At 66.8% G+C, this 14,267-nt stretch carries 8 protein-coding genes; 3 read left to right on the plus strand and 5 right to left on the minus strand.

Annotation, left to right across the window (positions count from 1 at the left end; genetic code table 11):
* Positions 1 to 209 precede the first annotated feature (209 nt).
* A complete protein-coding gene (locus ACTXG6_RS16105; RefSeq protein WP_445188614.1) occupies positions 210 to 4,415 on the minus strand; it encodes a Pls/PosA family non-ribosomal peptide synthetase in 4,206 nt (1,401 codons plus the stop codon).
* Positions 4,416 to 5,623: 1,208 nt separating this feature from the next.
* Positions 5,624 to 5,890, minus strand: a complete 267-nt coding sequence (locus ACTXG6_RS16110; RefSeq protein ID WP_445188615.1) for a hypothetical protein — start codon at positions 5,888 to 5,890, stop codon at positions 5,624 to 5,626.
* 129 nt (positions 5,891 to 6,019) lie between these two features.
* Between ACTXG6_RS16110 and istA the strand changes: the two genes are divergently transcribed.
* The gene (gene istA, locus ACTXG6_RS16115; protein ID WP_445186888.1) at positions 6,020 to 7,645 is read left to right on the plus strand and encodes an IS21 family transposase; all 1,626 of its coding nucleotides are present in this window, start codon (positions 6,020 to 6,022) and stop codon (positions 7,643 to 7,645) included.
* Positions 7,642 to 8,466 carry an ATP-binding protein gene (locus ACTXG6_RS16120; protein ID WP_445183324.1) on the plus strand — a complete coding sequence of 275 codons (825 nt, stop codon included), beginning with the start codon at positions 7,642 to 7,644 and terminating at the stop codon, positions 8,464 to 8,466. The genes istA and ACTXG6_RS16120 overlap by 4 nt, the downstream gene beginning before the upstream one ends.
* A gap of 1,128 nt (positions 8,467 to 9,594) precedes the next feature.
* On the opposite strand, the gene ACTXG6_RS16125 is transcribed toward ACTXG6_RS16120, so the two are convergent.
* The 3 genes from ACTXG6_RS16125 to ACTXG6_RS16135 all read right to left on the minus strand — a co-directional run bounded on the left by ACTXG6_RS16125 (position 9,595) and on the right by ACTXG6_RS16135 (position 13,164).
* On the minus strand, positions 9,595 to 9,756 hold the full coding sequence (locus tag ACTXG6_RS16125) for a hypothetical protein (protein WP_445188616.1): 162 nt from the start codon (positions 9,754 to 9,756) through the stop codon (positions 9,595 to 9,597).
* 45 nt (positions 9,757 to 9,801) lie between these two features.
* On the minus strand, positions 9,802 to 10,383 hold the full coding sequence (locus ACTXG6_RS16130; RefSeq protein WP_445188617.1) for a hypothetical protein: 582 nt from the start codon (positions 10,381 to 10,383) through the stop codon (positions 9,802 to 9,804).
* 81 nt (positions 10,384 to 10,464) lie between these two features.
* Positions 10,465 to 13,164, minus strand: a complete 2,700-nt coding sequence (locus ACTXG6_RS16135; RefSeq protein WP_445188618.1) for a bifunctional lysylphosphatidylglycerol flippase/synthetase MprF — start codon at positions 13,162 to 13,164, stop codon at positions 10,465 to 10,467.
* Positions 13,165 to 13,415: 251 nt separating this feature from the next.
* Between ACTXG6_RS16135 and ACTXG6_RS16140 the strand changes: the two genes are divergently transcribed.
* Complete coding sequence (locus ACTXG6_RS16140; RefSeq protein ID WP_445188619.1) at positions 13,416 to 14,264, plus strand: SGNH/GDSL hydrolase family protein; 849 nt, start codon at positions 13,416 to 13,418, stop codon at positions 14,262 to 14,264.
* The last annotated feature ends 3 nt before the right edge of the window (positions 14,265 to 14,267 follow it).

The raw sequence follows: 14,267 nt of genomic DNA on the forward strand, positions 1-14,267 counted from the left end.
ATGATGGCGCGGCGTCGGGGGCGGTGGGAGAGGATGAGCAGCCAGAGACGATAAGGGCGAGTGTTGCCCCAAGGACCGCCGGCCATATACATGGGCGTAAGTGGCTGAGGGCGAGCGTCGGACGTGGATGGGGGATTCGTCCCACCAGGTTCCTCCTTATCTTGCACTGCAACATATTGCTGACGGCCGAGGCGGCGATCGCCACCTGCTCACAATCCGCATCGGCTCGCCCGGGGACTTCCGGAGTGATCGCAAGCTTGGTTGCGCCTGAGCAAGGCGGTGCTCGCGGAGTGAGTCAGGCGGTCGGCCTGGACTGCGGGTGTCGGTGCCGGGACCGACGTGATCGGAGTAGCGGTGGCGGGCTGGGCGACGGGCCGGACCTCGGTGGCTGGGTTGCCGCCCCAGCGGGTGAACGGGGCGGTCTGTTCGCCCTTCATCAGGAAGGTGTCGGAGTCCAGGACGGTGCCCTCGCCCACGGTGACGCCGTAGTGCACGAAGGCGGCGACGCCCAGGACGGCCCCGGAGCCGATCACCGTGTAGTCGGACTTGAAGGTGCCGTCCTCGAGTGAGTGGCACTGGATGACGGCGCCGGCGTTGAGCACGACGTCGTCGCCGAGGGAGACCAGGGTCTTCTCCGGGATCCCGGCGCCGTCGTCGAACAGCCGCTTGCCGACCCGCACGCCGAGTAGCCGCCAGGACAGCCCACGGAACGGGGTGCCCGCGAACAGTGGCGCGGCGAGCACCTTCCAGAGCCGCTCGTGGCGCCAGAAGTAGGGGTCGTAGATGGAGACGAAGCGTGGGATCAGGCGGTGGAAGCCCATCACGGCCCGCTCGGCGAAGGCGGCGAAGAGCGCGTTGAACACCATCATCGCGAGGAGCCCGAGCGCGATGGAGAAGTTGCCGAAGCGGCGGTAGAAGCTGGCCGCCGCCGTCAGCAGCAGGAACACCGCGAAGAACTGCACCCAGCGGAACAGCAGGAACATGATCATGCTGGCGACGTTGCTGCGGGCCTTGGCCGCGAGGCGCTTGCGCAGCACCGCGGGGGCCTTGAGCTCGTCGAAGGCGGAGTCGCGGGCGACCGAGCGCGGGATCTCGAACGGCGGCGAGCCGAGCAGGCCGACGTTCTCCCGCACGGGTCCGTCGATCGGGACCATCACCTTGGTGCCGAGCAGCACGTTCTCGCCGATCCGGGCGCCGGCGGGCAGGGCGATGTTGTTGCCCATGAAGTTCCGCGCGCCGATCTCGATCCGCGACATCTTGAACGAGGTGCTCGAGAAGTCCGAGTTCATGATCTGCAGGCCGTCGGACAACATCGTGCCGGTGCCGACGGTCGTGAGCAGCGCCGAGTCGTGGGTGATCTCGGTGCCGAAGTTCGATCCGGTCTGCTCGACGACCCCGAGGCGGTAGCCGATGCCGCGTGTGTAGCCGACGGCGGCGGAGCTGTCGCCGAACATCAGCATGAAGAACCGGGAGTTGCTCAGCACGGTGATCGCCTGCGCGACGAGGTAGCGCAACCCGTAGAGCCGGTAGGTCTTGCCGGGGCGCACCAGTGGGCTGAGCAGCCGGGGCCCGATGATCATCGCGAGCAGGCTGAGCAGGCTGAACCCGAAGAACACGATCGCCGAGATCGCGGCCATCGACAGGTAGAACCGAGCCCCGGTGAGCTGCAGCTTCGTCGAGTCGAAGTAGATCGCGACCAGCGGGATCTTCGTGAGCAGGGTGACCACGACACCGGAGATGACCGGGACTCCGACCAGCGTGGCCAGCAGCTGCGCCGCGCTGAAGAAGAACCGTCGCGCGGTACGCATCCGGACCGGGTTGACCACCCGGTAGTCGGTGTCGGTCGGCTCCGCGGGCACGCCGTGCCAGGTCTCACCGGGCGGCACGACCTGGCCGGTGTGCAGCGACGAGCTGTGCCCGAGCTGCGCATCGTCGCCCATGGTGGTGCCGGTGTCGAGCACGCTCGTCTCGCCGACGAAGACGTCACGCCCCAGGGTCACCCGCCCGGTCCGCAGGTAACCGTTGACCGCGTGGTAGCCGGTGAACGAGACGCCCCGGCGGATGAGGGTGCCGGCGCCGATGGTGATCAGGTCGGTGGCCACCGGCACGGTGGTCGACAGGATGGTGGCACCGCGACCGATCTTCGCGCCGAGTGCCCGCAGGTAGAGCACGTAGATCGGGGATCCGGCGAACAGCACCAGCGGGTTGGCCCTGATCAGCGTCTTGACCGTCCAGAAGCGCAGGTAGTCCAGGCTCCACAGCCGGATGTCGCGTTCCTTCCAGCGCCCGACGAGGATCCACTTCGCCAGGATCGGCAGCACGCAGGCCAACAGGAACAGTGCGGCGGTGTAGACGCCGGACCGCTCGAACACGGCCAGTGGGGTGGCGCCGGCGGCGGCCCAGGTGAAGCCAACGTCGAGCAGCAGCGCGCCGAGGTAGGTGAAGGCCAAAAAGATCAGCAGCTGCAGCGCCCCGGTCATCAGGTACAGCGCGTTGCTGGTGCGCACCACGGTGCCAGTGCTGTTCGGGGCAGCGTGCTCGCCGGGCCGGAGGGCGGTGGTGCCGGAGACTCTGGTGCCCAGGACCGAGGCCAACTGCCGGATGCTCGGGTTCTGGTAGATCTCGCGCATCGACATCGAGCCCAGCGTGGTCTCGTTGAGCACCCGGGCCGAAAATCGGGCCATGAGCAGCGAGTTCGCACCCAGCTCCTGGAAGAAATCGCTCTCCACGGAGATCCGGTCGGCTCCGAGCGTTCGCGCCAGCGCACCGGCGAGGATCTGCTCGGTTTCGCTAGCGCAGGCGATGTAGGTCTGCTGGGGGGCAGTTCCCGGCGAGCGGGTGGTGGGTGCGGGTAGGGCCTTGCGGTCGGCTTTGTCCGAGGTGGTCATCGGGATGACGTCGAGGTGCTGTAGGTAGGCGGGCACCATGTAGGACGGCAGCCGTTCGCGCAGGTAGCCGTAGATGATCTCGGGGTCCAGCTCGGCGACCCCGGTGCGCAGGCTGTAGTAGCCGGCCAGCTCGGTGCCGTTCCCGGATCCCGGGTCCGGCTCGAACGTGTTGACCACCGCGGCGGCGATGCCCGGTACCCGCAGCAGCACCGACTCGATCTCGGTCAGCTCGATGCGGTAGCCGCGGATCTTGACCTGTAGGTCGATCCGGCCGTGGTACTCGATCTCGCCCTCGGCGTTGACCCGGCCGAGGTCACCGGTGCGGTAGATCCGGCCCGACGGGTTGTCGGCGATCCCGAGCAGGTCCGGGATGAACGCCTTCTCGGTCAGCTCGTCCCGGTTCAGGTACCCGGTGGCCAGGCCGACGCCGGCGATGCCGATCTCGCCGACCTCGCCGAAGGGCAGCACCCGGAACGGGTCGTCGCGGTCCAGCACGACGATGGCGTAGGTGGGCAGCGGGCGCCCGATCGTGACCGGCCGGTCGGGGTGCAGCACGGTCCAGGTGGCGGTCACGGTGGCCTCGGTGGGGCCGTAGACGTTGAGGAACCGGCGCCCGGGGCGGTGCCAGCGGGCGATCAGGTCCTGCGGGCAGGCCTCCCCGGAGACCAGCAGGAACCGCAGCTCCGGCAGGTCGTCCTCGATCGTGGCCAACAGCGTCGGCACCACACACATCGCGGTGATCCGCTGCTCGGTCAGGAACTGGTGCAGGTCCAACCCCAGCAGGCTCGGCCCGGCCGGCTTCGCCACCAGCGTCGCCCCGGCCATCCACGGCACCCAGATCTCCTCGACCGAGAAGTCGAACGCGATCGTCATGCCCTGATACACCCGGTCGCCGGTCTTGATGCCGTACATCTCCGCGGCCACCAGCACGAAGTTGCAGATGCTCTCGTGGCTGATCGCGACGCCCTTGGGCCGCCCGGTCGTGCCGGAGGTGTAGATCAGGTACGCCAGGTCCTCGACCGGCGGCTTCCGCTCGGCCTCGGTGAGCCGGCCGGTGTCCTGGCCACCGATGAAGTCGGCCGCCTCGTCCAGGTAGAGCACCTCGGGACCGAGCTGCTCCAGCCCCTCGACCAGGTCGCGGACATGCGAGAGCGAGAGCACGAACCGCACACCGGCGTCACTCGCGATGTAGCCGATCCGGTCGGACGGGAAGGCGACATCCAGCGGCACGTACGCGGCGTTGATCTTCAGCACCGCGAGCATGCTGATGTAGGAGTACACCGCCCGGTCGAAGAGCAGGGCGACCCGGTCGCCCGCCCCGGCCCCCTGGGTCAGCAGGTAACGGGCCAACTGGTTGGCCCGCTCGTTCAGCTCCGTGTAGGTCAGGTCGATGTCGCCGTCCTCGACGGCCAGCAGGTCCGGCGACTCGTAGGCCGCCAACCAGTCGACGAGCTCCTCGAACTCCTGATCCAGCCGCGCACCGGGCCTGGTCCGCTGCCCCTCCGGAAAGCCGGCGGCCACGAGCACGGGTGGACGATCAGCACCCGGGCCCAAAAGCAACTCAACTTCGCCAAGCAACGGGTTGATGACTCCTTGGTATAGAACAGCTGCACTTCGACGAAAGGGATGAACGCGGGCGGCGACCAGTGGCCCGGAGCCCTGGCACAGTGCTGGGGGAGAAGTCTGAGTGCGAGGACGTTTGCGTGGGGGATGGCGTCGAGCACCCGCGGGTCAGGCCACGAAATGCGTATCTCGGGATTCCGAGCCGCAACATCGCGGTTCTGGCGTGTGGCCGACCCGAGTCAGTACATTAACCCTCCCGGAGGCTCGCCGGATACATTGAGACTGCCCGAATCGGCAGTGCTGGCTCGACTAGGCGCAATCAGCATTACGCGACGCTAGGAAGTCCAACGTAAGCGCTCGACCAGCTCACGGTAATGACTTCGCAAACGCAGACGAGCGGCAACTCACAAGCGCCAACTGGTACCTCATTGGTGGCCGGTGGAGCTTCTTGGCGGATGGCTTACAGAACGTAGACCGCCGAACGGTCAACAGAACCGTCAGCGGTGGCGCCGTATCACAAACGGAGACTGTCTCCCTGACGGCGGTTCCGGCAGGTTGGTCAATAGGTTTCGGCTGTGGGCGCGGTGCGCGGCAACCATTACCCTTCCGCGTTCAGGTCCGGCCTCGGCGTGGGGAAGTGAGTCCGGCCTCCGGCGTGCTCGCTCCGACGCGGGCTCCGCCGGGAAGCCAGCACCGGAGGCGAGGCATGATCGTCACTGCGGCGAGGGCGTGCTCGACGGTGTCGAATAGTCGCAAGGTCTGCTGGAGGTGGGCGTCCAGTATTGCGCGCAGCACCTGCGTGTGGTCGTCACCGATAACAATTGCCAGTGGCCAGGGTTGGTTGGCCAACTTGACAGCCGCGTCGGCGAGTACGTCGAGTCCGGCAGGGCCTAGGAACGTTGTCTCGCGCATGTCCACGACGAGGCTGGTGGGCGGGCCCAGTAGGAGTTTGAGTCTAGACGCATCGGCCTTATTGATCGAGCCAGAAATTGTCAAAACGGTGCAGCCGTTTGCGACACGAGCCGACCACTGCATGCGATGGGCCTCCGTACCGCTTCGGGTCCTCACAACGGCTCCGGGGTGCCCGAGCCAGGGCGAGCAGCGCGCGTCGGGATCGCAGCGACGATGGCGGCATCTGTGTGGCTCGGGTGGGGATCGGATCGGGTTGCCGGCTAGGCGATCGACTGGTTGCTGTCGCCGTCGAGGAGTAGCTCGGGGATTTGGTGGAATGACCAGCCGTCGGCGGCTGGGGTCAGGACCCAGACCAGGTCGTAGCGATCGTTCGGCCAGGCTGTTGGTGGTGTGGGAGTGATGTTTTGTGGTGCGGTTGCGATGGCGGGCAGTTCGCCGTGTTGCCAGCAGATCAGCGTGGGTTCGGTACGGCCAGCTACTTCCTGGGCGAGCGCGGTTTCTGTCGTCTGCCACGAGTAAGGGCCCACCTGGGATCTAGTTTTGCCACGAGGATGGGACCAGGGGCTTGCCGGTGATGGGACCACCTGTTTGCCAGTAGTGGGACCACCCGGCGTGGCTCCCCGCCTTCCGGTCGTGCGGCCGTTGTGGTCGTCCGCATGTCCTATCGGGAGGTGTCCGTGATCGAGGTTAGAGAGATCCTTCGGCTGTGGTTGGAAGGCCGTTCGCTGCGCGCTGTGAGCACGTTGGCGGGGGTGGACCGCAAGACGGTCCGCCGGTACGTCGCTGCCGCTGAGGCGGCCGGGCTGGCCCAGGAGTGCGGCCCTGAGCAGCTGACCGATGAGCTGCTCGGGACGGTCCTGGGCGCGGTGCGACCGGACCGCCCACGCGGTGTTGGGGCGGCCCGGGAGTCCCTGGATGCCCATCGGGAGCAGATCGCGGCCTGGCTGAAACAGGGGCTGACCTTGGCCAAAGTCCATGTGCTGCTGGGCCGGCGCGGGGCGGTGGTGCCCTATCGCACGCTGCACCGCTACGCGGTCAGCGAGTTGGCCTTCGGCCGGCGCCAGCCCACGGTCCCGGTTGTCGACGGCAACCCTGGTGAGGAGCTACAGGTCGATTTCGGTCGACTCGGGCTGATCCCGGACCCAGTTCGTGGGGCACGGCGGGTCGCCCATGGGCTGATCTTCACCGCGGTGTATTCGCGGCACATGTTCCTTTACCCGACTCACCGCCAAACACTCGAAGAAGTGATCGCCGGGTTCGAGGCCGCCTGGGCGTTCTTCGGTGGCGTTTTCAAAGTCGTCATTCCCGATAATATGAAATCGATCGTCGATCAGGCCGATAACATCGAACCCCGGCTCAATGATAGTTTCCGCGAATACGCCCAAGCTCGGGGCTTCGTAGTCGACCCGGCGCGGGTCCGCCATCCTCGGGACAAACCCAGGGTCGAAAAATGTGTGCAATATGTACGGTCCAGCTTCTTCGCCGGGGAGGACTTCACCGATCTGAACGACTGCCGGGCCCGCGCCGTGTTGTGGTGCGCCCAGGTCGCCGGAACGCGTATCCATGGCACCACCTGCGCACGCCCAGCTGAGGTGTTCGACGCCGAGGAAGCACCCCTGCTGCTGGCGGCCCCCGCGCAGAGGTTCGCGATCCCGGTCTACACCAAACCCAAGGTCGCACCTGATCGGCATGTCGAGGTGGCCAGAGCGCTGTATTCGGTGCCCGGGGAGCTGATCGGGCAGCGGCTGACCGCTCGTGCTGATGGGCACACGGTCAAGCTGTTCCGCCGCGGCCAGCTGATCAAAGTTCATCTCCGGCAGGAACCGGGGCGGCGGCGCACCGACCCGGCGGATCTGCCCAGCGAGGTGTCCACCTACGCGATGCGCGACCTCGACGCGCTGGCTCGCCGCGCGACTGGCTATGGCGAGCACATCGGTGCCTACGCGGCCGCGCTGCTGGATCATCCGCTGCCCTGGACCAAGATGCGCCAGGTCTATCGGCTCCTCGGACTGGTCCGCCGCCACGGCGCTGACCGGGTCGAACAGGCCTGCAAGCGGGCCTTGGAGGTCGAGGCGGTCAACGTCGGGCTGATCGACCGGATGCTCACCCGGGGGCTGGAAGCCGACACCACCCGCGGCACCGCCACCGGCCAGCTGGCCATCCCCATCCCGGCCGCCGTTGATACCGCCGCCTCGAAGGTGGTGCCCGCCGCGCGACGGTTCGTCCGCGACGCCGGCGAGTTCGCCACCGGTGCCACCGGGCAGATGCGGCGCCCGTCGTGACCACCAACGCCCGTCCCAGCCCCGTCCCGCGCGGGTCCGTGCAGCGAGTCGAGGTATCCGGCGATCTCAAGGACCTGATGCGCCGGCTCAAACTCGGGCGGCTGCTCGACACCCTGCCCGAACGCCTCGCGTTGGCCCGCACCCAACACCTGCCGCATCACGAGTTCCTGGAGATGCTGTTCGCTGATGAGGTCACCCGCCGCGACCAACAAGCCACCCTGCTGCGCGCCCGCTCCGCGCACCTGGACCCGACCATGGTCCTGGAGGCCTGGGACGACTCCACGGCCGTCGCGTTCGACCGGACACTGTGGGCAGAGTTGTGCTCGCTGCGATTCCTCACCCAAACGAACAATGTGCTCATCATGGGACCCGTGGGAGTGGGGAAAACATTCCTGGCCAACGCCCTCGGGCATGCCGCGGTCCGCCGCAAATACACCGTGCACATCGAACGTGCCGACAAACTGTTCAAACGGCTACGCGCCGCCCGTCTCGATCACACCCACGAAGAGGAAATGCGGAAACTGCACCGGGTTGAACTATTGATACTCGACGATCTGGCATTGCACCCGCTGGGCACCGAGCAGACCAGTGATTTTTATGAGCTGATCGTGGAACGCCACCGCGAGGCCTCCACGATCATCACCTCGAACCGGGAACCCCCAGAGATGCTGACCATGATGGCCGACCCGCTGCTGGCCCAGTCCGCGATCGACCGGCTGCAGTCCGCCGCCTTCGAACTCATCGTCGAGGGCGAAAGCTACCGCCAGCGCCAACGACCACGCATCGGCCAACCCCTCGACGCCGCGCAGGAGGACAGATGACCGAGAAACGTTGACGTCAACGACGTCCCTACACGACGATCAGCACACGGCCCACGACCGCCGAAGTGGTCCCTAGCTGGTGACAAAACGGTGGTCCCTTACTCGTGGCACCTGACACTTCGTCGCCTTTGCTGAATCGGGTGTTGATGGGTATGTCGAGGCGGGCGGCGAGCGGAGTGACGGTCTGTCGCGTCCGTAGGCCTTCCCCGGCTGTGCCTCCAGCGGCGTAGATCGCGGTGGGGCGGGCCAGGCCGGGGCGGGGTAGTCCGTTTGGGGGTGCGAAGACTTCGAACAAGGCGCCGGCTCGTGTCCAGCCCCGCGCGGTCAGCGAGTGGACGTCGGGGTTGCCGGCCGCGTCAACTCCTTGTGGCAGGCCGGAGGCTGGCGGTTTCTCACCATGGCGAATGATCATGATCAGCGCGCCGCGCCCAGGCGGCGTGGGGGTCACGGTCCGTGTCGTCGGTCCCAGGCCGCACCCTTCGAGCAATGTCGCCACGGCGATGGCTCCGCCGCCGACGGTCAGGGTCCGGAGCAGGTCGCGGCGTGTTCGCCGAAATGGTTCAGTCATAGGTGAGTCCTCAGGCGGGTTGTGGTCTGCCCGAGCCGGCGGGTGACCGCGAGCGCGGCGAACCCCCTCGAGGGGCCACCCCGGTTGCAACGCCGATAGTCAGCTCACCAGTCAGCAGCCCGATCAGCACTGCCCTGCCGGCTGCGGCGAGCAGTGGCTCATCGCCCATCCCAGCCGCATCGGTGAGGCAGGCTTCTACAGGCACCGTAATATTTCTACACTAGTTGTAGATGTTAAGTGTGCAGGGGGCCGGGTAGTGGTGGAGGAGAACACCAACGGCGAGGCACAACCCACCCGCGCCGGGGTCAGTCCGCGTCGCCGCGCGCTGTGTTCGCATGTGGTGGCCGCGCTGTTTGCCGCCGCAGGGTGGGTGCGGCCTGAGGCCCGTATTTCAACGCCCTGGCGGGGCGCGGCGCGTTGTTCACCAACTCCCACGCCGTCGCCCACCCGAGCGAGCCGAACTATCTGGCGCTGTTCGCCGGGGACACTTTTGGCCTGACCAGCGACTATTGCCCGCGGACCCCTGGCTGGACCCACCCCGCCGGACTGCTCGCGGTGGACTACGAGGCGGCTATGCGGGCGAGATCGACTAAGGCGTCCAGGTCGCGGACGGTCTCGATGCTGCACACGGCGGCCAGGGCGAGCACGGTCAGGGCCAGAGCCAACAGCAGTCGCCGGCGCCGCGGCGGCGCGGTGGGCAGGGCCGCCACGCGCCGGGGCACCGGACCCATCCGGCATCGACGCGGTCAACGCACGGAACCAGATGGCTACTTTGGGGTTGAGGTCAGGTCGGGGTTGTCGTTCTCGGTGATCGGGACGCCGTCCGTCTTCGAGGTGCCTTCGACCGAGGAGACGAGGGAGTTGACGTTGGTGACCCCGCTGGCGTCACCGGATTTGAGCTTATCGAACGCGGCTTGGACGGTGTCGCCGATCTTGCCGAGCGGGGCTGCGATGGCCTTGCACAGTGTGGGGTTGGCCTTCACGTCCTGACTGGCCAAGCGGACCTCGCGCTTGATGAACAGCGCGGCCAGACCACCCTTGACGAAGGCGGTGATCCGTCCGCTGGCGCCCTTCTTAAAGGTCCCGGCCTGGTAGGGCTTGTAGAGGTAGCGGTGGAAGGCGCCGAACGCGAGGCCCGAGTGCAGAACGAACTTGGTCTTCGCGAATGCGATGGTGTTGCTGGTCGGGCAGCTCTCGTCGATCGGCGCAGCATCGGCTCCGTTGCCGGACGGGTCAGCGGGAAGTGAGCCGTCCTGCGCGGCGGAAGTGCTTGCCGGTGCCGCGGTTCCGCTGTGGGTACCCCCACCGCAGCCGGCGATTATCACCAGCGGCAGCAGCAGAACAACCAACATTCGGACAGCTCGGGTCATCGTCGTGGCCTCTTCATCTCGGGAGTTGTTTGGGTGCGTGAGTCGTGGATCCCGGGTGGCTCACCTCGTGGTCCGCGCGCTCGGGGCCGACGGCCCTTGAGTTTGCAAGTCGTTCTCAACCGTTGCCAGGGGATCAGGATGGACGCCGTGCTCCCCACGGTCACGGTTGCTTGCCGCTCTCGCGCTGGCTGTTGCGGCTCTGCGTTTGGACAGGTAACTGCTGATGAGCTGTGGTGTGAGTTCTACGGCCTGCATGAGGGTGAGGTGCGGGAGATAGGCGCGGGTGATGGCACGGCCGATCTTGGGGAGCGCAACGGGGTCGCGGTAGGCCAGGAACAGCGGTTCGTAGGTGGGGTTGAATCTGGCCTTGAAGGCAAGGAGAGATTTGAAGCCGTAGATGGGCTCGAGCACGGCCGCGAGTAGATCGAGTACTCGTTGTAGTCGGGCGGGTGGTTCGCCGCGGTCGAACCGGGCAAGGGGGGCACCGGACAAGCTCAGGACTTTCATGCCGTCTGTTTGGCAGTCCCGGGCCGCTGAGGCGATGAGGAACTCCATGATCCCGTTGAATGCCTCGGGGCGGCGGCGCATGAAGTCCAGGGTGTAACCAATGAGTTCGCCGTGTCGTCGTACCGGTAGCCAACTGGTGACCGCGTGCACGGTTCGGTCGTGATCCACGGCGATGAGGAGCTTGACCTCGTTGTCGGCGAGCTCGGCGACGCGACCGAGTGTGAACTCCATTTCGGGTACGCCTTTGCTCGCCATCCACTCCTGGGAGATGACCCGGACTTGATCGGTGATCACAGCGGGGGCTTCGGAGAACCGGCACCATTCGGCGTCAATACCAAGCTTCCGGGCGTTGTTGAACGCCGTTCGGACGTTCTGCCATCGTTTGCCGGTGAACGCCAGGTCGCCCAGGGTGAGGACGGCTTCTTCAGCTACTTGAACCGTTCGCCAACCGAGTGCTGTCGCGTGGGCGGCGACGTCGCCGCCCACGGCGTACAGGCATGGCGTCCAACTGTGATCCTGGCAGTAGCTGATGAATCCGTGCACCGCCCGCTTGTGGGAATCGTGGTCGCCGATCGGGTCACCGGTGGTGATGGCGACACCGCCGATGACCCGGTAGGCGATCGCGGCGGTCCGATCGTCGGTGAACCAATAGGAGTTCCCCGACCATGTCACCGGGTAGGACAGTGACGACCCGCCGGCGGAGAGTAGTTGGCGCACCTGGGTTTCAGACTCCGGTACCAGCGGCGGTGTTCGGGCGAAGGTGCTCAATGCGCCGGCCGCGAGCACGGCCCAGAACGCCACCCCGGTCCACTCGTAGAGCAGTGTGGTCACCGGATGTATGGGCAGGAAGATCGGATCGTTGGCGCCGAGGTAGCCCGGCGGGAGGAAGCGGGTGGGGAGGTCGGTCAGCACGTCAGTCAGGTGGGGGACCGGTTGATAGTCATCGCTCAACAACAGACTTCCGGCCACGTAGAGCGTGGAGACCGCGAGCAGGGTGTAGACGACGCGGCGGGCCCATGCCCGGTAGGTCCCGGAGGGGGCCCGGACCCTGAACTGGCCACGCGCCAGGAGCAGCAACACCACGATCAGTACTGGCTGTAGCAGGGGGAGCACGAACAACACCCAGGTGTTTAGGTGATGGCCGGGGCCGATCATCAACCGTTCACGTCGCGGGCTGGTGGCCGTGGCGACCGCCAGCACCACGCCCAGCGCGGTCAGAGCCAGGTTCAACCCGACCGCGGCGTACCAGGCGGCCCGCCGACCAAGGCGCAGTCCCTGCGCCGCGGCGAGCAACAACAGCACCGGCATCGCGGACATGAACGCGGGGCCGACGCCGTTGAGCCGCAAGAGTGCCTGCAGATGAGCGCAATCGCGGGCCATCAACGCATCCGCACAGATCTGCGCCACGGTGCCAGGGTCGGGTGGGGGTGAGGCGAAGACGAAACGCAACAATGACAGCGGCCCCACCCGCGTGTGGGCGAAGGCTGCGATCAACGGGCCGATAGCAGAGGCGGCCACGATCAATGCCACCAGCACCCGAGCCTCGGGCTTGGTGTAGTGCTGGCGAGCTTCGCGGTGGCCTCGCCATACCCACGCTCCGGCACCCAGGCCAACCACGCCGGCGCCCAGCCGCAACAGATCGCTGAGCAGTCCCGAGTACAGCGCGAGCATCGCCAGTCCTACGAGCAGCACTACCCGCAGCCGACGCTTCCACAAGGTGGAGAATGCGGCACTGGCCGCGAGCGCCAGGCCGAAGACCGCGCCCGCTGGGCCGACCGCGACCGTCCCAACAACCTGGCGACCCCAGCTGCCACCTTCTACGGCGATCAATGCGGTCAACCCCAGCCCCGCTATGACACCGATTATCTGTACGGCAACCAACAGTGCCAACGCCCGTAGGTTGCCTACTCTGCGTTCCACCGCGGGAACCACAGCGATTATCAGGAATGTCGTAGCCAGATAAGAGGGCAGCCCGCAGCACCACAACATCGAGCTCAACGGGAACCACCAATGCCCCAGCCGAACAGGGCCAAGGCCCGCACCGACCACGACGAGTAGTTCGGGTGAAGGACCGTGGGCGAGGCTGCCGCTGACCAGCGCGATGCTCCACAATGTCACCACCATGGCGACGGCCAGCGGAGCGCTTAGGGCGGCCGCGACCGTCCAGCGCAGCCAAGACTTCGGCCACCGGACGTTCGGACGGGGGTGGTCTGGGACCTTGGTGGTGGGTGACGTCGTTGTCGGGGTACTCATCACGCTCTGCAGCCAACCTCCCGCCCCGCTCGCGCGCTGTCGCCTGGTCTGCGCACGCGCACAGACTGTAGGGGAGAGGGTCCCCCCGAGCGGGCCGGGGTCGCAATGGGAATGATGAGAGACTGTCGCGCGACCGACCTGAGCGCCCAACTCCGTCGGGAGCGGCGGCAAGGCGGCCCAGTCCGAGGGCACTGCCGCGGCTACCATCGCCCCGACGGTGGGGGCTGGCCTGACTCGTCGGGAGGACGTCGGTGGCGCGCACAAGAGGATGGCTGCCCGTTGTTCTCGTCGCCGCACTGGTGGGCGCCGCCGTGATCCTCCTCGGTCTTCGGATAGTGCCCACTCCTCACACGCCCGGGCTCGGCGCAGCACCAGCACCGTCGGGAGCCGGCCACAGGGCTTGGAACGTCGTCGGGCTGGGAGACTCGATCACCTCCGGGCAAGGCTGCCCCGGCTGCGTTCCATTTGTCGACCTGTACGCGCAACAGATCACCCGAACAACCTCGTTACAGGCGACGGTGACGAACCTCGGCGTCGGCGGCTGGACGAGCAGTGACCTTCTCACATCGCTGTCGGACAGGGGCCCCAACTCGCAACACGTCCGTGACTCGGACATCATCATCGTGACGATCGGCGCGAACGACTTCTTTCCGATGCTCGACACCGCCCTGCGCGGCGATTGTGGCGGTGCGGACGGCCTATCGTGCTTCGGGTCCGCGCTCACCGGACTGCGCGACAACCTCACCGCGATCTTGCACCGCATCCAGCAGCTGCGCGCTGGCCAGCTGACCGCTGTGCGGGTCACCGGCTACTGGAATGTGTTCCTCGACGGGACTGTGGCCGCCCGAACCTATGGGCCTAGCTTTCAACGCAGCAGCTCGACGCTCACTCAGCACGTCAACGGTGTGATCCAGGAGGTGGCCCAGGAACTGGGGGCCCAGTACGTCGACCTATACACCCCGTTCAAGGGTGAGGCCGGCGACGACGACGACACCCCGTTGCTGGCCGACGACGGGGACCATCCCAACCAAGCCGGCCACCAAGAGATCGCTGACTCGTTGACGCAGGCCGGTTACGCGCCCCTGAGGATTGGCTCATGAACG

Source organism: Pseudonocardia sp. Cha107L01, assembly GCF_052566575.1.